Annotated in this window: 22 protein-coding genes and 1 tRNA gene; 15 read left to right on the top strand and 8 right to left on the bottom strand. The window is 42.9% G+C overall.

The annotated features are described in order from the left end of the window. Positions 1 to 85: 85 nt before the first annotated feature. Both P7F88_RS23220 and P7F88_RS23215 read right to left on the bottom strand, forming a co-directional pair. A complete protein-coding gene (locus P7F88_RS23220) occupies positions 86 to 349 on the bottom strand; it encodes a hypothetical protein (RefSeq protein ID WP_277828741.1) in 264 nt (87 codons plus the stop codon). Further along, a complete protein-coding gene (locus P7F88_RS23215; protein WP_277828739.1) occupies positions 303 to 1,382 on the bottom strand; it encodes a plasmid recombination protein in 1,080 nt (359 codons plus the stop codon). The genes P7F88_RS23220 and P7F88_RS23215 overlap by 47 nt, the downstream gene beginning before the upstream one ends. Positions 1,383 to 2,050: 668 nt before the next feature. Between P7F88_RS23215 and P7F88_RS23210 the strand changes: the two genes are divergently transcribed. Continuing rightward, the gene (locus tag P7F88_RS23210; protein WP_277828737.1) at positions 2,051 to 2,512 is read left to right on the top strand and encodes a hypothetical protein; all 462 of its coding nucleotides are present in this window, start codon (positions 2,051 to 2,053) and stop codon (positions 2,510 to 2,512) included. A 79-nt stretch (positions 2,513 to 2,591) separates the two neighbouring features. Here the strand turns inward: P7F88_RS23210 and P7F88_RS23205 are convergent. After that, positions 2,592 to 2,668: transfer RNA gene (locus tag P7F88_RS23205), tRNA-Arg, on the bottom strand. Between the two features lie 190 nt (positions 2,669 to 2,858). Here P7F88_RS23205 and P7F88_RS23200 point away from each other — a divergent pair. Continuing rightward, entirely contained in the window at positions 2,859 to 4,598 is a 1,740-nt protein-coding gene (locus P7F88_RS23200; RefSeq protein WP_277828735.1) for a TIGR04141 family sporadically distributed protein, read from the top strand. A gap of 9 nt (positions 4,599 to 4,607) precedes the next feature. On the opposite strand, the gene P7F88_RS23195 is transcribed toward P7F88_RS23200, so the two are convergent. Continuing rightward, positions 4,608 to 6,278, bottom strand: a complete 1,671-nt coding sequence (locus P7F88_RS23195; protein WP_277828733.1) for a site-specific integrase — start codon at positions 6,276 to 6,278, stop codon at positions 4,608 to 4,610. Between the two features lie 545 nt (positions 6,279 to 6,823). On the opposite strand from P7F88_RS23195, the gene P7F88_RS23190 reads away from it, so the two are divergent. Then, entirely contained in the window at positions 6,824 to 8,794 is a 1,971-nt protein-coding gene (locus tag P7F88_RS23190; protein WP_277828731.1) for a methyl-accepting chemotaxis protein, read from the top strand. A 60-nt stretch (positions 8,795 to 8,854) separates the two neighbouring features. Here the strand turns inward: P7F88_RS23190 and P7F88_RS23185 are convergent, their stop codons facing one another. Continuing rightward, positions 8,855 to 9,991: a flagellar assembly protein FlgT gene (locus P7F88_RS23185; RefSeq protein WP_277828729.1), complete on the bottom strand. Its 1,137-nt coding sequence runs from the start codon at positions 9,989 to 9,991 to the stop codon at positions 8,855 to 8,857. 168 nt (positions 9,992 to 10,159) lie between these two features. On the opposite strand from P7F88_RS23185, the gene P7F88_RS23180 reads away from it, so the two are divergent. Next, complete coding sequence (locus P7F88_RS23180; RefSeq protein ID WP_277828727.1) at positions 10,160 to 10,792, top strand: FlgO family outer membrane protein; 633 nt, start codon at positions 10,160 to 10,162, stop codon at positions 10,790 to 10,792. Between the two features lie 17 nt (positions 10,793 to 10,809). Further along, positions 10,810 to 11,241, top strand: a complete 432-nt coding sequence (flgP, locus tag P7F88_RS23175; protein WP_277828725.1) for a flagellar assembly lipoprotein FlgP — start codon at positions 10,810 to 10,812, stop codon at positions 11,239 to 11,241. Between the two features lie 95 nt (positions 11,242 to 11,336). On the opposite strand, the gene P7F88_RS23170 is transcribed toward flgP, so the two are convergent. From P7F88_RS23170 to flgA, 3 genes are all read right to left on the bottom strand, one after another. Further along, entirely contained in the window at positions 11,337 to 11,762 is a 426-nt protein-coding gene (locus tag P7F88_RS23170; RefSeq protein ID WP_277828723.1) for a flagella synthesis protein FlgN, read from the bottom strand. A 20-nt stretch (positions 11,763 to 11,782) separates the two neighbouring features. Then, positions 11,783 to 12,094 carry a flagellar biosynthesis anti-sigma factor FlgM gene (gene flgM, locus P7F88_RS23165; protein WP_277828721.1) on the bottom strand — a complete coding sequence of 104 codons (312 nt, stop codon included), beginning with the start codon at positions 12,092 to 12,094 and terminating at the stop codon, positions 11,783 to 11,785. 127 nt (positions 12,095 to 12,221) lie between these two features. Further along, positions 12,222 to 12,941 carry a flagellar basal body P-ring formation chaperone FlgA gene (gene flgA / locus P7F88_RS23160; RefSeq protein WP_277829261.1) on the bottom strand — a complete coding sequence of 240 codons (720 nt, stop codon included), beginning with the start codon at positions 12,939 to 12,941 and terminating at the stop codon, positions 12,222 to 12,224. Positions 12,942 to 13,046: 105 nt separating this feature from the next. On the opposite strand from flgA, the gene P7F88_RS23155 reads away from it, so the two are divergent. From P7F88_RS23155 to P7F88_RS23110, 10 genes are all read left to right on the top strand, one after another. Then, positions 13,047 to 13,979, top strand: a complete 933-nt coding sequence (locus P7F88_RS23155; RefSeq protein WP_277828719.1) for a chemotaxis protein CheV — start codon at positions 13,047 to 13,049, stop codon at positions 13,977 to 13,979. 13 nt (positions 13,980 to 13,992) lie between these two features. Beyond that, complete coding sequence (locus P7F88_RS23150; RefSeq protein ID WP_277828696.1) at positions 13,993 to 14,820, top strand: protein-glutamate O-methyltransferase; 828 nt, start codon at positions 13,993 to 13,995, stop codon at positions 14,818 to 14,820. A gap of 432 nt (positions 14,821 to 15,252) precedes the next feature. Beyond that, positions 15,253 to 15,648, top strand: a complete 396-nt coding sequence (gene flgB / locus P7F88_RS23145) for a flagellar basal body rod protein FlgB (RefSeq protein ID WP_277828694.1) — start codon at positions 15,253 to 15,255, stop codon at positions 15,646 to 15,648. Between the two features lie 4 nt (positions 15,649 to 15,652). After that, entirely contained in the window at positions 15,653 to 16,069 is a 417-nt protein-coding gene (gene flgC, locus P7F88_RS23140) for a flagellar basal body rod protein FlgC (RefSeq protein ID WP_277828690.1), read from the top strand. An 18-nt stretch (positions 16,070 to 16,087) separates the two neighbouring features. Next, positions 16,088 to 16,795, top strand: coding sequence for a flagellar hook assembly protein FlgD (flgD, locus tag P7F88_RS23135; RefSeq protein ID WP_277828678.1), 708 nt, complete (start codon positions 16,088 to 16,090; stop codon positions 16,793 to 16,795). 29 nt (positions 16,796 to 16,824) lie between these two features. Continuing rightward, positions 16,825 to 18,129: a flagellar hook protein FlgE gene (gene flgE / locus P7F88_RS23130; RefSeq protein WP_277828676.1), complete on the top strand. Its 1,305-nt coding sequence runs from the start codon at positions 16,825 to 16,827 to the stop codon at positions 18,127 to 18,129. A 239-nt stretch (positions 18,130 to 18,368) separates the two neighbouring features. Then, positions 18,369 to 19,118 (top strand): flagellar basal body rod protein FlgF, encoded by a 750-nt coding sequence (locus tag P7F88_RS23125; protein ID WP_277828674.1) that lies wholly within the window; start codon positions 18,369 to 18,371, stop codon positions 19,116 to 19,118. 13 nt (positions 19,119 to 19,131) lie between these two features. Continuing rightward, positions 19,132 to 19,920 carry a flagellar basal-body rod protein FlgG gene (gene flgG / locus P7F88_RS23120; protein ID WP_277828672.1) on the top strand — a complete coding sequence of 263 codons (789 nt, stop codon included), beginning with the start codon at positions 19,132 to 19,134 and terminating at the stop codon, positions 19,918 to 19,920. A 35-nt stretch (positions 19,921 to 19,955) separates the two neighbouring features. Next, positions 19,956 to 20,744 carry a flagellar basal body L-ring protein FlgH gene (gene flgH / locus P7F88_RS23115; RefSeq protein WP_277828671.1) on the top strand — a complete coding sequence of 263 codons (789 nt, stop codon included), beginning with the start codon at positions 19,956 to 19,958 and terminating at the stop codon, positions 20,742 to 20,744. A 64-nt stretch (positions 20,745 to 20,808) separates the two neighbouring features. Next, the gene (locus P7F88_RS23110; RefSeq protein WP_277828669.1) at positions 20,809 to 21,900 is read left to right on the top strand and encodes a flagellar basal body P-ring protein FlgI; all 1,092 of its coding nucleotides are present in this window, start codon (positions 20,809 to 20,811) and stop codon (positions 21,898 to 21,900) included. The last annotated feature ends 8 nt before the right edge of the window (positions 21,901 to 21,908 follow it).

Here is a 21,908-nt window from a genome sequence, read left to right as displayed (position 1 = left end):
GTTCTCGTTTACCTGTTTCAAAAAGCAGTAATGGATATATGATGAATTATTAGCCACTCAAACAGAGAATGGCTAAATTTTTTGATTAACGAATGTGGTCTTCAGGCTTAAAGTAGTTTTCATAACCTTCAAACTCATCCGCTTCGAGCGGATACTTATCGTTTAAGTAACCAATAAACTCGCGGATATCATTAGCGATGCTCGCTTCCTCCGCCTTTCCTTTTTGAGATTGTCTTACCGCATGCTCAATGATCGCCCAGATAAGGCGGATAAACCCCCGTTCAGGTGCAGGTGACAGCTCTTTAATAGCTGTAATAATTTGATGTATATGTAGAATTTGCTTTTTCATGATTATTATCTCTACGTTGTTGTTTTAGTTTAAGAATATATTCATCTTTAAGCGAAAGTTTGTAAGACATGGCATCAAACTTTCGTTGATAGCTTTCATTGTCTTTTCTTAGGGTTTTAAGCTCTTTTAGAAAAGCAGAATTTTTGATTTCTAAACCTTCTGCATGCTCACCAAAGTGTGCTAACTCTTTCTCGCTATTAGAAAGGCATTTTCTCAGATAGTCGTTTTTCATTTTTTCTTTATTTTGAAAGAACGCTGATTTTTCAATCTGTGTCAGTTTTATTTCACGCTGTTGGATCTCGTTCTTTGCGGCTTCAACAGACTTTTGTATTGCGTTAATTTTCCTCTGTCGTTTAATCAAATCAAAATGTTTAGCAGATAGCGCCTGAGCTTGAGCCTGTTGTGCTTTCCATTGTTTGCGCGTCAAACGCTGTACCCTAGGGCCAAGTCTTGTCATACCCAGCTTTGAGCCAACTTGAGCGTAGAACATGTCTTGATAACCTCTCATGGCTTGTTTATATGCATTCGCTTTCTCCGAGTAGCCCTTTCCTACGCATTCACTTCTGGCTTTAATGCCAGGATGAATTTCAGCCATAGAGAAACCACCGTCTTTAAGACTCGGTATTGCATAGAAATGTAAGTGTGGGTGGCTTTCATCAAGGTGCAGAACAACAGACGCTAAATTTTGGCCATAGGTGTGTTTTAAAAACCTAAGTGACAAAGACAAAAACTTCTTAAAGTCTATATCTGATTCAGCAGGAATGCTGATAACGCCAGCCAATAGCAAAGGCGCATCTTTACGTACTTTCCTGCCTTTCTTGTCCTTAGCCATCTTTGAGCGCTCAATAGCAATATCAGGAAGCTTTCGGGGATCTAAGCCAAAGAGTATCTCTGGTGTTTGAGGTTGGTAAACATGGGGACAGAATCTATCCACTCGCATTGCTTCGTTGACGATGCAATACATAGACGGCTTTGCAGGTTTTGATGGGTTGTTGTTGTAAATTTCAAGATGTATAAGTTGATATGAGTTCATAACGTTATTTTTATTATTTTTAATATTATAACATCATGTATTTATTGATAATAGTTTACAAATAATATTCTTTTAAGTATACATGAAACTTTTTTCTATTGTATTGAAAATACAATAGAAAAAAGTAATCAGGGGTTTGGGGATGAAGTCCCCAACCGACGCTTATCTGAACCGAGGCACGATGGCTGAAGATAAGCATAGTCGGTTACTATGCTTATCTCGATAGATAGAACACCCCGATACTTAGCGGGTAAACATCACATCTGACAAGTGGCCAAATATCTATTATACTTTATAAATCATACAGATAACAAAATAAAATGCTTGACAAGGCCTTAAAAACCGACTAACTTATTAGTTATACTAACAGGTATAAGCTCTCTCAGTCATATCAAATCATCCTCATTTATTTTAGCTTAAAAAAAGAGAAAAACTTCCACCTGCACAGGTGAACGAGGTACACATCGTTCAATTCTGCTTGCAGAGCAAGCAGGTAAAGTAGGCCGCTTTACAAAGCGACCTACTTAGAAAAGGCAACAAAATAAACCTTATTAGGTCAATTTTAAATAAAATCACAAAAAAACCAAAATATCCATTTCCTAGTATAGAATGATAATTAAATACGTGAGTTAATTACGACAAGTCAAAGAATTATAAAAGGACAACCAATGACTTGTTTTAACAAAACAGATGCACTATCTCATGAACTTGAAGCGCTTAGACAAAATCCAGCATTGCTTAGAGGCAACGACAACATCATGACGGCTAAGCAATGGCTAGAGAAAGAAAAACGATATCCTCTGCGTTTTGAGCGCGGATACAGATACAAGAAGGGGACGTACTACGCCAGAGAGCAAACCGTCCCTGTGTACAGCGAAGCTGATGCAGTTCCAATCGAAGGAGCGAGGCCAATAAGCGACATGTACAAAAAGAAGAACTACTACTATGAAGATGAATGTCTACAAAAGAAAACACGAAAGCGATGGTGGTCTGAAGATAACAGGTTGGTAAAAAGTAGTGCGCAGCCAGTAGAGATAAGGAATGGTTTCAACCACACCGAGAAACAGAAGCTACAGATTAAGTACTATCTAAAATCCGACACATTCATGCTGCCGAAACCAAAAAATTAATAAATACAACAAAAATCTCCACCTATGGAGGTTTTTTTCATACGATAAACTGTAGTTAAATCAGGTGGATAGCTTAAAATGGCGTCCCCAGTAGGAGTCGAACCTACGGCCTTCCCCTTAGGAGGGGGACGCTCTATCCATCTGAGCTATGGGGACACGGAATTTATTTTATATCAGCAGGTTACATACGTAAATAGCAATATCACCTTGGGTAGACTAATTGTTTGAGTTTTCATCAAAAGACCCTCCCAACAGCTTGCGTATGTGTAACATCTAGCTAATCACAAATTGATCATAAGCATTATCGCTCTTTAGAACTAGATGTGAGTAGAACTCTAGTGGCGATATGCTGTACAAAACTACTTCAGACCTTGATTTTGGGATAAACTATATACTCATACGTTCATATGGTTGTGTGCTTGGAGTGGTGGTGAAAAGGAATGTTGTAGCTTTTTTGAGCAAAGAAGGTTTGTTAATACAGGATATCCAGAACAACAAAAAAAAATTCACTACTCATTATAAAAATGAAGATATGACTGACGACCTAGTTCTTTGCCTTTCTAGCCAAACTAGTCAAGCAGAATGGGCGTCACTTTTTGCAGACTACAGCGTGAGTGACCTTCATTTTAAGCAAAAATCAGTTAAGGGGGCTTTTTTTGTAAGGGTAGATGATCGTTATGTCGTGTTCACTTTTGGTCATGGTAGAAGCTTAATTGAAAAAAACTCAATTGAACGTGGATTTGGGTTGAGAGTTTCAATGAATTTGGGAGACCCAGAGCAACTTAAATCCGTAGACAAATCTACCCTTGAGAGAGTTGCCAGAAATACACGATCCCAAGTTGCAATGAACTCTGGAATTCAGGATTTTGATTTTGAATTCGATCATGAAATTTTAAAATCAATTACTGCGATTGTTAGTAGAAATGATGAACAACTTGAGATGGTATCAGGAAACGATTCTGTCTCTCTATACACTGAAATAGAGCCTGACAAGTTCCGCGATATAGCGGACAGATTAGTATCTGCATATTTTAGTGATAATTATAAGGAGCAATACCCATGGGCTGAATTCATAGGGCTGGAAACAGACCCCGACATAATCAAAGATCTTGAATCAATGTTAGTAGATAAGTTTAATACTAGTGATATTGATGATTTCTGGCTTGCCCCACCTAAAATAATAGATTATCACGACTTTTCAGGTTTTGTTTATTCTGCAAAGTCAATTAGAAATGGTATACCTTGCAAGCATCCAGAGCTAAAGCTAGAAACATTTCTCGCTGAAGCACCATTTAAGAATAAAACATCAATTTCTATAAATGCCCTCAAAACAAAAGAAATATGCCTTTATAATGGTGATGAACAACATATAGATTCAATAGGTTTATTTGACGCTTTGAATGGTGAACTCGAATACAAGGGACTAAAGTATGTTCTCAATGATGGGCGCTGGTATCATGTCAAAAAGTCCTTTGCAAAAGAGGTCGAATCTTACTTCGATATGTTGCCTCGTTGGGCAGGGTTTGCCGATAGACCTTATAAAGATAAACGTGAGTGCTGTTATCTAAGACGTATAGCTGACCAAGAGCAGATAGCAGTACTCGATCAACATTGGGTTAGGCAAAAAGACATTAAACAAAACTACGAGTTTTGCGACTTACTTACGCAGTGTAATCGTATTATTCACGTAAAGCATTATGGTGGTAGCAGTGTATTAAGCCACTTATTCGCACAAGCAACAAATGGCTTGGATATGATGCTAAACTGCCCTGAAGTTATTCCTCAAGTACAAGAACACCTAGAGGACACTTATCTTAGTTTTAACTTTTCACCATCAGGAAATAGAGTCCACAAAATAGTTCTAGCTATAATACAGTCCCGACAAGGTGACATACACATACCGTTTTTTTCAAAAGTAAATCTTCGGCATCACGCTCGGGAAATCCAAAACAAAGGATTTACGGTTGAGTTAGCCAAAATCCCTGTAGATCTAAGTGCAGTAGTTGACTCTACTTCCAAGTTAAATTGTAAGTGTAAGTCTAAAACAGCAGCATGTACCAAGACACTAACAGAAAGCTTAGATTAGCTTTGCTGGCTATTGCATCATCAGCCAGATATCGACATCGGCACCAAGATCTTTGCTCTCACGCATGTGTCTCACAACAGAAACGAATTTCTGCCACTGTTCCGCAAATAGCCCTCCGTTGTCAGGTAGCACCTTGCCGTTCAAGAACTGATTAAACAAGGGTCTTACTGCTTTTGGTAAGGTACTTAGTTCAACATTAACCGTTGCTTTTGCATCTTCTGAAACAGCGGAGCTAATACGGAGGTTCGTTTCCGTCGGTTCAACAGCTTTCGTTGAAGAATCATAAACGGCCTGCATCATGCCTTTGGCGTGTTCACTGCTGTTAGCCGCATAAAAACGATTAGCAGTTGACTCGTTATCACCCAGCGTTGTAGCCGATAGCTGGCTTCCTCCTGATACTGTTTTCAGTCGCGAGGCTAAAGTATGTCGGTTGTGATATAGGAAGGCATCATCATCTAAACCAAATTTCTGGCGAAGCGTTGTCCAGTGATATCGGTATACGGATTGAGATACGTAACCATCTTTTGATGCATTCGATGGGAACATAAATCCGCTTTGATCTGAGAGCGTCTTCTTATATTTTTTCACTTCGTTCCAGAATATATCGTGCGGTACTTGGACTAGGCGGCCAGTTTTAGTCTTGTTCTGTACGCCAGCAGGAATGACAATGGTCTCTTTACTTACATCATAGTTGCTAGCCAGATTCCGTCGAGCTTCTATAGGTCGGATACCAGCTAATACACACGAGGCGACAATAATTTTTCCCATTGGATTAGCAGAGCGTGGTTTTTGCTCCCTATAACGCACATCAAATTCATCAGAAAAGATAAATTCAACGACATCATGAATGTTCCAGTTGAAAACCTTTTTCTCCAGCTCCTGTGGTGTTGGCTCTGGATTTCTTGGGAAGAGGTAGTAATGATTGTCGATAGGATTCTTAGTCAGATACCCCATAGAGTGACAAATGTTAAAGAGGCTATTGAACATGGCGTAGTAGCCTCGCATCGTGCCTGTAGATACCCCTCTGGCCTGCCAGGCTGCTTTTAAGTCATAAACCCACAGCTCCTCAACATCGCCAATCTTTCTATCCAGATGATCGGGGAACTGATTTAAAAGTGCACGAATGGTGTCATCTGTTGGTGGATTGAAGTGGCTATTTTTCATCGGCTTTCGCTCACGGTCAGCCGTGTAGTAACCACCTTCTATATAGCTACGAATAGTCATCTTCCTAAAGGTATGACTTTCCCTGCTTAAAAGCTTTTGTTCTTCAACAAGTGCATACAGAGCTTCACGAGCTTTTCTTGTATTGGTAGAACCAGTAGGAAAATGGCTACTGTTAGGCTTTTGTACCCAGTCACCAATCTTACTCCCCATGATGCCTTTTTTATGACCTTTATAATACTTAGTGAGAATGGGATAAAACGCCTTCTTAGTCTTGGTTATTCTCAGTATCAAAGTTGCACCTTCAGCCAACTCCGAATCAACCCCCGTATCCCTCAGATCGATAGAGCCTTCTGTGAGTAAAGGAAGTTTCTTGATATCACTATCTTTAAAGTTAAATTTCCGCTCCGCTTTCTGTTGCAGCATGATTGCTGTTGTTCTGTCTGCATCTTTGTAGATAACTTTGTGGCTCGGTAGATAGTCCCCTAAGTCAAACTCTGATGCCTTTATTGCTTTCACTCGATCACCCCGTTTTCTCTATAGATGAGAATTGTAGTCGCATTAGAGTGTATAGTGCAATATATAGTGCTTTATGGACTTTTTCTAAAAGTGGTTTTTATTAGGAGTAATGAACAATATTTACTAGGATTTATAAGTCTAACTGTTTGATTTTAATATATTTAGTCAGTAATGGTTCATATTGGTTTTTATTATAAGAATATGTTTATTAATATCAATATATAATAAAGCTAGCTTAGGAGGCGACTGTTCTATCCAGTTGAACTATGGGGACGTCGGAAAAGATTCTAACCTAATTTGAGTGTGCTGTGAATGCCATCTATATCAAATGGTTAGGAGTTAACCAGTTTCCCCCTGATTGCTTAAATTAAGGCTTTATTATTTGGCTCAAGTTGAAAGCGATATGTGTTGAATATGTTAGTGTTTTGGTGGTGTTTTGTTTATTTGTGAACCCAGATTAATCTATAACCATTTTGGGTAATAGTTGTCCAGATACTCCTACCTATAATGGGGTAGGTGGTTGTTTATTGAAGATGGATTAAATTATGCGGCTCAGTGTCAGACAGAAACTAATAGCAGTAGTTGCTCCAATTTTGATTGCGGTAATTTATTTTTCTGGAGCTCAGGTTTTAGGAGTTAAGGAAAAACAAAACTCGGCAAGTGTTATTTATCAGTTTGTAGAATTGTCTGCATATAACAGTAGACTGGTTCACGAGCTGCAAAAAGAAAGAGGTATGTCAGCTGGTTATATTGGCTCAAAAGGCAAAAAATTTGGTGATAAGTTGCCTAGTCAGAGGAAAGAAACAGATAAAAGGCTGGCAGATTTAGAAAGCTATATCTCTCAAAATAAATCAGATTTGCAAAAGTATCCTCAGCTGTGGTCGGTGGTTGAAACGGCCAACCGAATGCTATCAGACATCAAATCGATGAGAAGCGGCATTACTTCGCTTTCAACACCAATCGGTAAAGCATTAAGTTATTACACCACGTTAAATGGACACCTGTTATCGGTTCCGGGCAAAGCTGTAGGGGTTTCCAGTATCGCCGATATTAGTCGGGCTTTAGCTGCTTATTATGAGTTTTTGCAAGGTAAAGAGCGCGCAGGTATTGAACGCGCGGTACTGACCAATTCATTTGGACGTGGTGAGTTTGGTCCGGGAATGTTTAAGAAGTTTGTAACCTTAGTGAGCGAACAAAACAGTTACCTGGGAACCTTCCTTGTCTATGCAACAGACGCACATGCTCAGTCATATAAGAAGCTAACTGCCGAGACCCCATTTAAAGAAGTAGCAAATTATCGAGAAAAAGCGTTTTCCGGTGATCTAAACCAAAGTGCAGAAGAGTGGTTCGCCGCTTCAACCCGAAGAATTAACTTACTTAAGACTCAGGAGGAGCTACTTACCGAAGAGATACTCATTCTGTCTGAAAATATTGTTGCCGAGCAAAAGAAGTTATTCTGGATCTACCTTGCTGTTTCTCTTGTCCTTGTTAGTTGTTCAACAATCTTAAGTTTCCGAATGGCTAGAGGCATCAACAAACAAGTAAATTGTCTCAATAGTACTCTGGAGCTCGCATCAACCAAAGATCTGACATCCAGAAGCAGGGCAATTGATGAAGATGAACTAGGCAACATAGCGAAAAACCTGAATAAGATGCTGGATGAATTCACCAGTGCGGTTCATTTGATCGCTACCTCAAGCGAACAGCTTGCAGCAGCGTCTGAAGAGTCTACGTTGACGGTAAAACAGAATGCTGAGACGTTAAAGAAAGAACAGGGACAGGTGTTGCAGGTTGTCTCTGCAATGGAAGAGATGAGCGTATCCATACAGGAAGTGGCTCAGAATATAAGGGTTACCTCTGAACAGGCGAATGCTGCGAATCAGTTAATCTCTGAAAGCAGCAAATCGGTAGATGACTCTACTAACTCGATTGGAAATGTATCCGATACAATAGATTCAGTGACAAATACTATCAATGAGTTGCACGTAAGTAGTGGTGCTATTTCTAGTGTGGTTGACGTTATCCAGGGAATTGCAGAGCAAACTAACCTGCTCGCGCTAAATGCGGCAATAGAAGCAGCTCGTGCGGGTGAGGCGGGGAGAGGATTTGCCGTTGTTGCCGATGAAGTTAGGTCTCTTGCACAACGAACCCAGAGCTCGACACTAGAAATCGAAAATATGGTGAAGAAGCTTCAATCAGACAGTGATAATGCGTTTGAGCAGGTGAATGATGCTAAATCTCAGGTCGCGGTGAGCGTAGATAAGTCTCAGGAAGTTCAGCAAACATTGAGTGCCGTTGTCGATGCGATTAATAGTATCTCTGATATGGCAATACAGATCACTACCGCTGCCGAACAGCAAGTCGTCGCAAGTAACGAGATTTCAATAAGTGCCCAAGGGATTAGTGATAGTGTTCACGCAACAGCGCAAAGTGGAGAACAGATAGCCACAGCTGCGCAAGAGCAAGCAGGGCTAGCCGAAAAGTTGCAGCATCTTGCTGGTAACTTTAAAACGTAAACCACAATAAGATCTATGCTAATAAGAAAGGGCGACATGTGTCGCCCTTTCTTATTTTTGTTAATTCAACTCTTTATGTAATACGTCTCCAATCTGAACACTTCCTGCCAGATTTGGCTGATTGATAACAAGTTCAGATTCCTGATCGTATGTCCGGGTTACGGTATAAGTGATTTCACTTTGCGATACTTTATTTCGAGGCAGACCGTGTTGATCAACAAAAGAAGCGGTGTGCCATAGCTGAAGGACATCGCCGATATTTACATCATGGATTCGTCCAAGGTCTATGGTGATCGTATCCCCGTTCACCGCAATTACTTCTGGCAACGTTATCTTACAGGACAGCTCCGTTTCCATATCAAGCATGATGTTTCGGGTCACTCTTAACAGCATCTCACCGTACGTTGAAGCCCAGAAACGGGCACTTCGTGTATCAACTTTACTGGTTCTTGGAAATGGCCAGTTTGCTACTTCACGGTAGGCGCGGTTATACACCTCGTGCCCGGTTTTACCGTCGTATATTTGCATTTCCAGGGCAAACTGGCGGTTTACCAAGTCATCTCCAAGGAGCTTTTGCTCGATAGTCGCGGTTAAGTCAGTGATTACACCACCTATGATGTATTGTGCATTAGCATCCTGAGCTATCATCTTAAGCATTTCAGGCTGGTTTTTATTGATCTCGTAATCGGTGGTGCCTACGGAAACAAAGCTGATGGACTCCTGATCGAGCTGGCGGTTCACTACATGGCTGAAATCGTCACCTAGTTTGTAAACTTGCCCCATTACAGCTTGCTGTGGTGACGCAATATCGACGTTTCCAACCAGAAATGTCTTTTTGTACTGATCTACATGGCAACCTGTTGCCGATGGATATATGTCTAATTGAACCCTCAGGGACATTCGACCATCTTTAGCTTCCTGGCTTAACACCCTGATATAGCGTACTTCGTGGTTGGTAAACTGATATTCGTTTCTGTTCTGCTCAAGGAAGGGACGAAGGTTACTAAGTGTTCCTATATCAGCGCCGGAATACTTCATTGCTCGGTAAATAGCATCTTCAAGCGCATGGACTCTTGCGGTCTCTTCAGATGATATAAATGTTGCATTTCCATTCACCTCATACCATTCGGCATAACTTAACTTGCTGAATATAAACAATAAAATGTACAGTAAGTAGTGGGTGATAATTTTCTTCATCTGCGTATTACCATTTTGGGTATAGTTTTTGCTTTGTTTTTCTGTAACTGATTTCGGTGTTGTTTTTCTGTTAGTGCAATTATAGGAAAGCAAGGATTGTTCCAAAAGAGTTAAAGAGAGATAACCAAAGGGAACACTAACACCTGAGAATATCTGGAGATCGAGATAATGAAAAAATGGTTTATAGTCGCAACAACGATGCTACTGGCATCTTGCGCTTATTCCCCAATATATAACGGTAAAGAACCGTATACGGGAAGCCGGTTCATGCTCTATGAAAATCCGCGCCATACATTGGATTTCTTTGTAGAAAGCATGACGGAAGATTTAGTCGTCACCAACACCAGTATATCGGCAAGAACACCGATAGCAGTAGCCTCATTTGTAGATTTGCAGCATATGGACTCGACGAACTGGTTGGGTAATACCGTATCTGAAGCCTTTATCCATCAATTACAGCAGCGTGGGTTTAAGGTGGTCGACTTTAAGACAACTGGCTCTATTCGGGTGACACAACAGGGTGATTTTGCTATTAGCCGTGACTGGAATGACCTAATGCAAGAACAACAAATTCAGTTTGTTCTTACAGGGACGATGCTACGTCAGGAGGGCGGTATAATCGTAAATGCTCGCGTCGTTGGGCTTCAAAGCCGTATTGTTGTGGCAACGGCACAAGGTTTCCTCCCTGCGGATCGAGTTGGCCTGGATCTGGACACGATGAACACGATTCGCACTCAGGATGGCTTGATTATTCGTTCCGATCCTAATAAATCGAACAAGACGATTATCTTACGCAACTAAGGCCGCAGGAGTTAATGATGAAAAAGTTACTGATTTTAGCGTTTGTATTGATTGCTGCTGGTTGCCAACCTCTACAGCCTATGCAGGATGACAATGTATTGCGTGCAGTTGGATACGCGAGTGTTAGCGAGCAGAAAGGCAACAATGATGAGGAAAAGCGTGTTCGAGCTATGCGTGCCTCAAAGATAGATGCATACCGGGAGCTTGCCGAGCAGATATATGGTATGCGAGTAAGCGGTCGTGCCAATATGCAGGATCAACGCCTGGGTACAGAGCTAACGTCTGGCTCAGTTGATGGCGTTATTCGTGGCGCAGAAGTAGTACGCAGTTATCCTGTGGGCGATAGCTATGTGACGGAGCTGGAGCTTGATATCACTAAGATGGACAGACTTCGTGATTATGGTGAAGTACAGCAGGTGCCATCTAAGAGACAGCAAACTCTGTTCTAAACTACTCGCAGAACAAAACTATAACCATATCTCCAGACACTAAAAAAGCGGCAATTGATTTGCCGCTTTTGCTTTCCTAAAACGAATCATTCAGTTTACGCTTTAATGTTGGTACCCAGAGTTGAAACACTGGAAGTCTGGCCACCAGCTGTGTATGTCATGCCAAACTTTCCGTGAGTTTGCTGCATCAGATTATTTAGTTTGTTGTAGCTGAGTTGTGCTCGTTGCAGTGCTTCGCCGTTAACTTCATTTGCGAGTTTACATTCCTGCATAAGAGAACGGATCTGTTCGACTAAATCCTTTAACTTATCATCTTCGTTCAGAGTGTTGGCATCAGGGTGTGTTGCAATTCGTTGATCGGTTTGCTGCAGTTGCGTGATTAAAGTCAGCTTATCTTTCGCTGCCTGTTCGATATCCGTAGAAACTCTTTTAGTGATCGCAACTTTCTCTACCTCAAGCAGTTCGTACAAAGAACGTGCGCTTTGAAGTTGATAGTCTAGGAGGTCAACAAGTTTCGCCATGGTATATCGAATCAGACTGCTTAAGACAGCCCACCTAATTCGTCTTCAAACTTAATCATGTTGTCTGCTAGCTTTTCTGGATCGACGGTATAAGAGCCATTCGCGATTGCTTCTTTAATCGCTGCGACTTTTGCACTGTCGAAACTCGGTTGTGCAGCCATTTGCTGTTGAAGTTGACCCATAGCTTTTCCTTGCTGGCTCAGTGATACTGAATCCGAGCTAACCTTTGATTCAGCTTTTCCTGAATCCTGTTTTGCTGCGGACTCTGCTCTTGCCTGGCTACGGTTGGTCGTCATTGCCTGGCTTGAGCGTACGTTATCAATGCTTGCCATAATAAAAGCCTTATTCGCTTAATGTGTGAATCTTGTACTCAGAATATCGACTAGTACCGTTATTACTTTAGTACTTTTTCACAAAAATAATAAATTCTCGGATAACGGTAGTTTGCGGGAAAATGAATCAAAAATACACCGTTATTTCAGCAATACCTGTGACTACACCATCAATAATGCGCTTCGATTTGTCATTTTTTACTCGAATTTGGTCTCCGTACGAGCCATCACTTAGCGCGGTTCCTTTGGTCGTGATTACTAATCCGTTTTTTACGGCTTTAATCATGACCTTTTCGCTTCGGCACACAACACAAATATCATTGCGTTCCAATACATCGCCCACTCTGATATTTCGCTTTAATTTTGCTCCAGCCACCTGTTCAGGTGCGGTAAAGCCTTGCCGTCTGTACGCGTTGAGTGTGATCATAGAAAGTGTAAGATCTTGTTTATTTAAGATTTCCCCTTTAGTTAATGAGCGAGTGGCCGTTACAAGGGGAAGGGAAACAGTGGTACGCACAGGAACATACACTTTCCAGTTATCTTCCTCGCACTGAACGAGAACGGTGACATTGCTTGTGCGGTTACTCTTTTTGGAAGAAGAAACTTCAAGCGCGGAAGGGCAATGAGTGACTTTAAGTCGAGAGTCTAAATTTGCAGCCTCAGCAACAAGTTCACCGTTATGCGGGACTTCTATTATACTTTTTACGTGAGCTTCCGCGGCTTTTTGAATGGTCGATAGCTGTTCTTGAGTTGCGGCATGGCAAGATATCGAAAATAAAAATATGAAAAATCCTATAGATTTATCAAACTTTTTATACAAAGCTTTATACTTAGAGATAATATACATATTTGCTATAACCTGCTTTACGGTATTCACATTGTTTTCTTATTTTTATAATAACCTTATTAGGTTATCAATTTTTGTACCGAAGTTAGAAATGGAGTTGAAGTTATGACCGGTATTATGGACTCAGTTAACCAACGTACGCAGTTGGTTGGTCAAAACCGATTAGAGTTATTAACTTTCCGTCTTATGGGACGCCAACGATATGGCATCAACGTTTTTAAGGTGAAGGAAGTACTTCAGTGTCCCAAGTTAACTTCAATGCCAAATCTTAACCCACATGTTATCGGTGTGGCACATATTCGTGGGCAAACTATCTCGGTAATTGACCTGAGCCTGGCTATTGGCGGCAGGGCAACACAGGATCCAGAAAACTGCTTTGTGGTGATATCTGAGTTTAACCGGACAATTCAAGGTTTCCTTGTGACTTCAGTCGAACGTATCATCAATATGCATTGGGAGTCTATTCTCCCGCCACCAGAGGGTGCAGGTAAATCTAACTACCTTACCGCGGTAACTAACATTGATAACGAGTTGGTTGAGATTCTAGATGTCGAGAAGATTCTATCTGAAATTGCCCCTGTTGATGAGCAAATGAGCTCTGATATTGCAGAAGAAATTGCTCAAGTTGAAGTTGAGCAGGAAAAACCAATTCTTCGCCGGGTGCTGATTGCCGATGACTCCACGGTTGCACGTAAGCAGGTCCAACGAGCAATGGAATCTATTGGTTTTGAGGGCATTCTGGTTAAAGATGGTAAAGAAGCTTACGAAAAACTCGTTGAGCTTGCTGCAGATGGAAACATATTTGATCATATCTCCTTGGTTATTTCAGATATCGAAATGCCAGAGATGGATGGCTATACTCTTACCGCAGAAATTCGTCGTAATCCGGATCTTAAGGATCTGCACGTGATATTACACACTTCGTTGAGTGGTGTGTTTAATCAGGCGATGGTAGAACGTGTTGGAGCGAACGAGTTCATTGCGAAATTTAATCCGGATGAACTGGGTGCCGCCGTGAAAGCAGCAGTTAGTAAATAATAAAGAGAACCGAATGACAGCGATTACGATAAACGACCAAGAATATAAAGAGTTTAGTCGCTTTTTAGAATCACAATGTGGCATTGTACTTGGTGATAGCAAGCAATATCTTGTTAGAAGCCGTTTAAGCCCGCTTGTGAATAAATACAAGCTTGGATCGCTTTCAGATTTGCTAAGAGATGTTGTGACTGGTCGCAACCGCGAGCTGCGTGTTGCTGCCGTTGATGCAATGACGACCAATGAAACGCTCTGGTTTAGGGATAGCTATCCCTTTGCCGTGTTAGCGGATAAGTTGTTGCCAGAGATGGCTGAAAAGAAACGACCAATAAAAATATGGTCTGCAGCAAGCTCTTCAGGTCAAGAGCCTTACTCCATGGCGATGACGATTTTGGAAACCCAGACCAAAAGGCCGGGGCTGCTTCCGAGTGTATCTATCACAGCCACTGATATTTCATCCAGCATGCTGGATATGTGTCGTGCAGGTGTTTATGACAACCTGGCGCTAGGGCGAGGTTTATCACCTGAACGTCGTCGTGTGTTCTTTGAAGATGCTGGCGATGGTAAAATGAAGGTGAAGGACAACGTTAAGCGGTTAGTTAATTTCCGTCCGCAAAACTTGATGGAGAGTTACGCTCTGCTTGGCAAGTTCGATATCGTATTTTGCCGTAACGTACTTATCTATTTTTCTCCTGAAATGAAATCTCAGGTATTGAACTCTATTGCTGGTACGTTAAATCCTGGTGGTTATCTTTTGTTGGGTGCTTCTGAATCACTTACCGGTCTGACTGACAAGTTCGAGATGGTTCGCTGTAATCCAGGGATTATTTATAAGTTAAAGTAGATGTAGGTAACAGGACGGACTTCGTCCTACAGATTACAGGCAGAAGGCGCAGATAGTTGTTGATATTTGCGCTTTTTTATTTTCAAAATTTTGCGTAACCCGTAACCCGTAACCCGTAACCCGTAACCCGTAACCCGTAACCCGTAACCCGTAACCCGTAACCCGTAACCCGTAACCCGTAACCCGTAACCCGTAACCCGTAACCCGTAACCCGTAACCCGTAACCTGTCTTTTCCCTCCCTCCTAAGCTAATATCAAAAAGACATTTCAAATCACACCATCATGTCCCGACTATGGCGTGAAAGTTGCACATGTTGTGCTTGCAACGATTGTTGTACAGATATAGAAGAAAATTTTAGTGATACTTTAGTTTGGCACGATGATTGCTTTTATTTCTGTAGTAAGTCACTTTTGAAGTTATCGAGGCATCATATGGCCATATCTTTTGACAACGCATTAGGAATCCACCAACACACGGTGGGGCTGCGTGAACGCAATGCAGAGGTTATCTCTACCAATATTGCGCAAGCGAATACTCCTGGCTTTAAATCGAAGGGTATGGATTTCCAAAGAGCACTTCAGGCGGCAACGTCAGGGGCAAACTTTGGTCTGAACCGAACCAATGATCGGCATATCGCTGCCTCTTCTTCTGTGACAGGGGAAAAGATGTACCGTATCCCAACACAACCGGATACTGGTGATGGCAATACGGTGGATGTGGATTTAGAGCGTAACCTGTTTATGCAAAACCAGATTCGCCATCAGGCATCACTGGATTTTCTTGGAAGTAAATTCAAGAACTTAACTAAGTCAATCAAAGGGGAATAATTAGATGAGCCTGTTTAATGTATTCAATGTGACTGGTTCTGCTATGAGCGCTGAATCTGTTCGTCTAAATACCACCTCTAGTAACCTGGCAAACGCTGACAGTGTGAGTGGCTCGGCTAAAGAGACCTACAAAGCGCGTCATGCTGTTTTCGGGGCTGAGTTAAGTAAAGCGAAATACAACCGAGATCATAACGTGCCGGTTAAAGTGATGGGCATTGTAGAGAGCGACAAGCCTCTGCAGGCGGAGTATAACCCTGATCACCCACTTGCTAACGAAGAAGGCTATATCTACAAGCCTAACGTTAACGTAATGGAAGAGATGGCTAACATGATTTCTGCTTCCCGCTCGTATCAAACGAATGTGCAGGTAGCGGATGCAAGTAAACAAATGCTGCTGCGTACGCTGCAGATGGGTCGATAAGGATAAGGAGATAGCGTAATGGCAATCAACAATGTTGGTCAGAGCGGATTATCCTACCTTGACCAGCTTAAAGAACTCCAGAAAGAGCAGACTCAGCCGACGGAGACCACAGGTAAACAAGATCTCAAACAAGAAGATTTTCTTTCCCTGCTCACTAAGCAGCTTGCTCAGCAGGACCCATTTAAGCCGGTCAGTAATGACCAGATGATTGCGCAAATGGCTTCATTTGCGACCGTTGATGGCATCAACAAGATGAATGGACAGTTTGAAAGCTTAAATTCATCTATGACCTCTAATCAGGCTCTACAAGCTTCGTCACTTGTAGGACGTGATGTGTTGGTCCCTGGTGCTGCAGGCATTAAAGGCGATAACGCTGGCATGGCAGCCATGGTTAAGCTACCTCAATCTGTTGATAATTTATTTGTTCGGGTTGAAAACGAGCTTGGTCAATTGGTTCGTACACTCGATATGGGTGCGAAGCCTTCCGGTGACAATCGTGTTGAATGGGACGGTAAAGACGAAAACGGTAATCCATTGCCGGCTGGTAAATATAACGTTAAAGCCAGCGGCCTGTTAGACGGACAAAGCACTGAGTTTGAAACTTCGACTTATGCGAATGTGAATAGCGTCCTTCTTGGCAAAGGTGATGGTAATGTACTGCTCAATCTGGCTGGATTTGATTCCCCAGTTCGACTTGCTGAAGTACTAGAAGTTGGCAAAGCGTAATTAACGCTGGCTAGATTAGGAGATTTGAAATGTCATATGTAGCTTTAAGTGGTCTGTCTGCCGCGCAGCTAGACCTGAATACAACCAGTAACAACATTGCCAACGCCAATACGTACGGCTTTAAAGAGTCTCGTGCGGAGTTCGGTGATGTTTACTCAAGCTCAATATTTACTAACGCCAAAACCACTCCAGGCGGCGGTGTTCAGGCAAATAAGGTAGCACAGCAGTTCCACGAAGGTTCCAGTATTTATACCAACAACCCGATGGATTTGCGAATTGGTGGTACTGGTTTCTTCGCGGTGTCTAAAGACCGCATGGTTCCTCAGCAGAATGAGCTTACCCGTAACGGTGCTTTCCATCTGAATAAAGATAACTATATGGTAACGTCTAACGATGAGTTCCTGCTTGGTTATCAGATGAACCCGGATACAGGTGAAGTGCTTTCTTATGAGCCTAGTCCTTTGAATGTGCCACCTGAGTTTGGTAAACCAAAACAGACGGCAAACGTAGAAGTTGGCGTGAACCTGCCGGCAAACGGTGACCTGAAGGATCCTGCTCTGTTTGATTTTACCGATCAGGAAACCTACAACCGTTCAACATCTTCAACGGTTTACGACTCAATGGGTCAGTCTTACAAGATGACAACGTATTACTTGAAAGACATGACGCAGCCAAACACCTGGCAAACGTATTACACCATTACCGATGAAGCGGGTGAAAAGCCTGTAAATATCACCGGTGGTGATGCCACCAATGCTACCGGGCATATTGGTCATACAATGCGCTTCAATAACGATGGTACATTGGCAAGTCTAAACAGTGGCAATCCAATCGTTACTGAACAGCTTGGTGCCGGTGAGAACCCGATTGACCTGAACGGTGCCGATCCAACCCAGGCTATTAGCCTTAAACTGGATGGCGCAACCCAATTTGCCGCTCCGTTTGAACTGGTTAAGTTCGATGAAGATGGTGCAACAACCGGCTTCCTGACTAAACTGGACTTTGACGAAAACGGTACAGTTCTAGCCACTTATTCCAATGGTGAGAACGTCTCTCTTGGTCGCGTTGCTCTGGTTCGTGTTGCGAACGAGCAAGGGCTGGACAAGAAAGGTGGCACTCAGTGGGATTCGACTCAGTTCTCTGGCGATAAGATCTGGGGTGAATCTAACAAAGGGTCATTCGGCTCTATTACCAATGGTACTCTTGAGCAGTCGAACATCGATATGACTCAGGAGTTGGTGGATCTGATTTCTGCTCAGCGTAACTTCCAGGCGAACTCCCGTTCACTAGAAGTTCATAACCAGACTCAGCAGACTATTTTGCAAATTCGATAGTCTTAGTTAACAGATATTGCTATATAGACATTTCAAGCTTTCGATTATCTGAAGGATCGACCGTGATATTCCACGGTTTGATCCTGTTGCCGCTTTGATCGGCAAATCCTTTCACTTTTCCTAGTTGCCACTACGGCAAAGAAATTTGATTTAAATGTATCCTATTGATATTTAATTGAAATAAAACTTGGCACATTGATTGCTTTATCTGTTCCAGAAGTTAATTTTGGAGCAAATTTATGGATCGTGCACTGTTTCTTGCCATGAGTGGCGCTAAGCAAAATATGCAGGCGATGCAGCTAAGAGCGAACAACCTGGCAAACGTAAGTACTACCGGTTTTCGTGCCGACTTAGCGCAGGCCCGTTCAATGCAGGCGTATGGTGAAGGTTTGCCGTCTCGCGTATTCAGCATGACAGAGCGTCCGGGACATAGTTTTGCTCAAGGAAGTGTTATCACTACCGGGCGTGATCTAGATGTCACTGTAGAAGGAGATGGCTGGATTTCGGTAATGGATAAAACTGGTGCAGAAGGTTTAACCCGAAATGGCAATCTGCATATCGACGAAACCGGTCTGCTTTCAAATGGCAGTGGTCACCTTGTTCTGGATGATGACGGCGCGCCTATCACACTTCCTGTTCCTGTTGCGAAAGTCGAGATTGGCCGCGATGGCACTATTTCCGTTGTACCACAGGGTGCACCGGCAGATGCTATCGAAGAGGTTGGTCGTATTAAGCTTTCTCGTCCGGATAGCCGAACACTATTTAAAGACACCAACGGCCTGTTCCGTTCAAAAGATCCTAATGTGAATTTTGAAGCCGATGCTGGCGTAAGACTTCTTACCGGCGCTATTGAAGGCAGTAACGTGAATGCCGTTGGTGAGATGACAAACTTGATTGATTTACAGCGCCAGTTTGAAATGCAAGTCAAACTGATGAGCAGTGCAGAAGAGATGGATAAATCCTCTGATTCGCTGCTGCGAATGAGCTAAGAGGGGATAAGTTATGCATCCGGCATTATGGGTAAGTAAAACAGGTTTAGATGCTCAGCAGACGAATATCTCTACCATTTCAAATAACCTGGCGAACGCCTCCACTGTTGGTTACAAAAAGAGCCGTGCAGTGTTTGAGGATCTTTTCTATCAGAATATTAATCAGGCAGGCGGCCAGTCTTCTCAAAACACAGAACTACCAAGTGGCTTGATGCTTGGTGCTGGCTCTAAAGTTGTTGCGACTCAAAAGATACATACTAACGGGAACGCACAAACGACTAGCAACAGCCTGGACATGATGATTGAAGGTGATGGTTTCTTCCAGATCATGATGCCAGACGGCAATATCGGTTACTCACGTAACGGACAATTCACACTGAATGATGAAGGCGTGATAGTTACCTCTGGTTCCGGCTACGCGCTGGAGCCTGAAATCACGATCCCGGAAGATGCCATCTCTGTAACCATAGGTACTGATGGTGAAGTGTCAGTGCGTGTTCGTGGACAGCAAGATAACCAGGTGGTGGGTGCTATCACCACTGTTGATTTTATAAACCCTGGTGGTTTGGAACCAATCGGTCAAAACCTTTACTTACCAACTGGCGCGAGTGGTGAAGCGGTAGAGGGGGTTCCTGGGCTCGAAGGTTTAGGTCAGGTTCGTCAGTCGATGTTAGAAACTTCTAACGTAAACGTAACTGAAGAACTGGTAAATATGATCGAAGCTCAGCGTGTCTACGAAATGAATTCGAAAGTTATCTCGGCAGTAGACAAGATGCAGTCCTTCGTTAACCAGCAGCTATAACTGAACTAGCGGTATAGAGTGAGAGAGTGAGAGTTATGAAACGTATACTTAGCGTAGTGATGATTTCCATGTTGTCAGGTTGTTCTATTATAGGAATTGGCGAAACAGAAGACGTAGGAACTGATGTTGAGCAAGCCACAACGGTTGTGGATGCTGTAGAAGGGGATCGTTCTGAAGTGGAAGATACTGGAATTATCGATACGCTTCGCGGTCGAACGGATCCAATTGCTGGTGATCCAGCATGGGCCCCAATTCACCCTAGTGCAAAGCCAGCACACTATGCGGCGGCAACAGGTTCACTCTTTAACGCTAACTTTGCGAGCGATCTATATGATGATTCTAAGCCGCATGGTATTGGTGACATAGTAACCGTGCTTCTGGATGAAAGTACCGCTGCGTCTAAGAGCGCAGATGCTGATCTATCGAAGAGTAATGCTGCCTCTATGGACCCTCTTTCCGTTGGTGGCCAGGAACTGGCTATCGGCGACTACAACTTCTCTTACGAACTCAATAACGATAATGCCTTTAACGGTGCGTCATCGGCAAACCAGAGCAACAGTATTTCCGGCTCAATAACCGTTGAGGTTATCGAAGTTCTGGCAAACGGCAACCTGGTGATTCGAGGCGAAAAGTGGCTGACACTTAATACCGGGGACGAATATATCCGCCTGAGCGGCACGATTCGTCCGGATGACATTTCATTTGAGAACACGATTGCTTCTACTCGTATTTCCAATGCTCGCATTAAGTATTCTGGCACTGGAACACAGCAAGATATGCAAGAGCCTGGATTCTTGGCACGATTCTTTAATGTATCTCTGTAAGAGAGCATGAGTTGTCAGCTTTTTGGCAGACGATATAGCTTTGACAGGTGAGAAGGTTTTAACAATGAAAAAGTTGATGGTGTTGGTGCTAAGCACCCTAACAATGATTACCAGTGCACATGCGGCGAGAATCAAAGATGTTGCAGAAGTTGCAGGGGTAAGAAGTAACCAGTTAGTTGGTTACGGTTTGGTTACTGGTTTGCCGGGTACAGGTGAATCAACACCATTTACCGACCAAAGCTTTAACGCCATGCTGCAAAATTTTGGTATTCAGTTACCAGCTGGAACCAAGCCAAAGACCAAAAACGTAGCTGCAGTTATTGTTACAGCGGAGATGCCAGCTTTTTCTAAGCAAGGCCAGAAAGTGGATGTAACGGTTTCCTCGATTGGCTCTGCGAAAAGTCTACGAGGTGGCACGTTATTGCAGACCTTCCTCAAAGGTATGGACGGAGAAGTCTACGCCGTAGCTCAGGGTAACCTTGTGGTGAGTGGATTTAGTGCTGAAGGTGCCGATGGGTCTAAAATCGTTGGTAATAATCCAACGGTTGGTTTGATTTCTGGCGGTGGTATGGTTGAGCGCGAAGTTCCTAACCCATTTGGCCGTGGTGACTTCATCACTTTTAACCTTCTTGAATCCGATTTCACAACTGCTCAGCGTATGGCTGATGCGGTCAACAACTTCCTTGGTCCTCAGATGGCTTCAGCAGTCGACGCTACATCGGTAAAGGTTCGTGCGCCGCGTGATGTCAGTCAGCGCGTTGCCTTTCTGTCAGCCATAGAGAACGTTGAGTTTAATCCAGCCGAAGGCTCTGCCAAAATCATCGTTAACTCCCGGACAGGAACCATTGTTGTTGGTCAGCATGTAAGGCTAAAACCTGCTGCGGTTACCCACGGTGGAATGACGGTGGCTATCAAGGAAAACCTGAATGTTAGCCAGCCAAACGCCTTCGCTGGTGGTGAAACGGTTGTTGTACCTGATTCAGATATTGCGGTAACAGAAGAACAGGGCAAAATGTTTAAATTTGAGCCAGGCCTTACGCTGGATGATTTAGTGCGTGCGGTTAATGAAGTTGGTGCTGCACCTTCTGATTTAATGGCAATCCTTCAGGCGCTTAAACAAGCTGGTGCTATCGAAGGCCAACTGATCGTCATCTAAGGAGCGTA

Source organism: Vibrio hannami (assembly GCF_029589055.1).
GTDB classification, from domain to species: Bacteria; Pseudomonadota; Gammaproteobacteria; order Enterobacterales; family Vibrionaceae; genus Vibrio; species Vibrio hannami.
This window is presented reverse-complemented; position numbering and strand designations above follow the sequence as displayed.

Excerpts from the sequence above, each read along its gene's own strand:
- P7F88_RS23220 (WP_277828741.1), bottom strand. The coding sequence starts at position 349 with ATGAAAAAGCAAATTCTACATATACATCAAATTATTACAGCTATTAAA.
- P7F88_RS23215 (WP_277828739.1), bottom strand. The coding sequence starts at position 1,382 with ATGAACTCATATCAACTTATACATCTTGAAATTTACAACAACAACCCA.
- P7F88_RS23210 (WP_277828737.1), top strand. The coding sequence starts at position 2,051 with ATGACTTGTTTTAACAAAACAGATGCACTATCTCATGAACTTGAAGCG.
- P7F88_RS23200 (WP_277828735.1), top strand. The coding sequence starts at position 2,859 with ATGCTGTACAAAACTACTTCAGACCTTGATTTTGGGATAAACTATATA.
- P7F88_RS23190 (WP_277828731.1), top strand. The coding sequence starts at position 6,824 with ATGCGGCTCAGTGTCAGACAGAAACTAATAGCAGTAGTTGCTCCAATT.
- P7F88_RS23185 (WP_277828729.1), bottom strand. The coding sequence starts at position 9,991 with ATGAAGAAAATTATCACCCACTACTTACTGTACATTTTATTGTTTATA.
- P7F88_RS23180 (WP_277828727.1), top strand. The coding sequence starts at position 10,160 with ATGAAAAAATGGTTTATAGTCGCAACAACGATGCTACTGGCATCTTGC.
- flgP (WP_277828725.1), top strand. The coding sequence starts at position 10,810 with ATGAAAAAGTTACTGATTTTAGCGTTTGTATTGATTGCTGCTGGTTGC.
- P7F88_RS23170 (WP_277828723.1), bottom strand. The coding sequence starts at position 11,762 with ATGGCGAAACTTGTTGACCTCCTAGACTATCAACTTCAAAGCGCACGT.
- flgM (WP_277828721.1), bottom strand. The coding sequence starts at position 12,094 with ATGGCAAGCATTGATAACGTACGCTCAAGCCAGGCAATGACGACCAAC.
- flgA (WP_277829261.1), bottom strand. The coding sequence starts at position 12,941 with ATGTATATTATCTCTAAGTATAAAGCTTTGTATAAAAAGTTTGATAAA.
- P7F88_RS23155 (WP_277828719.1), top strand. The coding sequence starts at position 13,047 with ATGACCGGTATTATGGACTCAGTTAACCAACGTACGCAGTTGGTTGGT.
- P7F88_RS23150 (WP_277828696.1), top strand. The coding sequence starts at position 13,993 with ATGACAGCGATTACGATAAACGACCAAGAATATAAAGAGTTTAGTCGC.
- flgB (WP_277828694.1), top strand. The coding sequence starts at position 15,253 with ATGGCCATATCTTTTGACAACGCATTAGGAATCCACCAACACACGGTG.
- flgC (WP_277828690.1), top strand. The coding sequence starts at position 15,653 with ATGAGCCTGTTTAATGTATTCAATGTGACTGGTTCTGCTATGAGCGCT.
- flgD (WP_277828678.1), top strand. The coding sequence starts at position 16,088 with ATGGCAATCAACAATGTTGGTCAGAGCGGATTATCCTACCTTGACCAG.
- flgE (WP_277828676.1), top strand. The coding sequence starts at position 16,825 with ATGTCATATGTAGCTTTAAGTGGTCTGTCTGCCGCGCAGCTAGACCTG.
- P7F88_RS23125 (WP_277828674.1), top strand. The coding sequence starts at position 18,369 with ATGGATCGTGCACTGTTTCTTGCCATGAGTGGCGCTAAGCAAAATATG.
- flgG (WP_277828672.1), top strand. The coding sequence starts at position 19,132 with ATGCATCCGGCATTATGGGTAAGTAAAACAGGTTTAGATGCTCAGCAG.
- flgH (WP_277828671.1), top strand. The coding sequence starts at position 19,956 with ATGAAACGTATACTTAGCGTAGTGATGATTTCCATGTTGTCAGGTTGT.
- P7F88_RS23110 (WP_277828669.1), top strand. The coding sequence starts at position 20,809 with ATGAAAAAGTTGATGGTGTTGGTGCTAAGCACCCTAACAATGATTACC.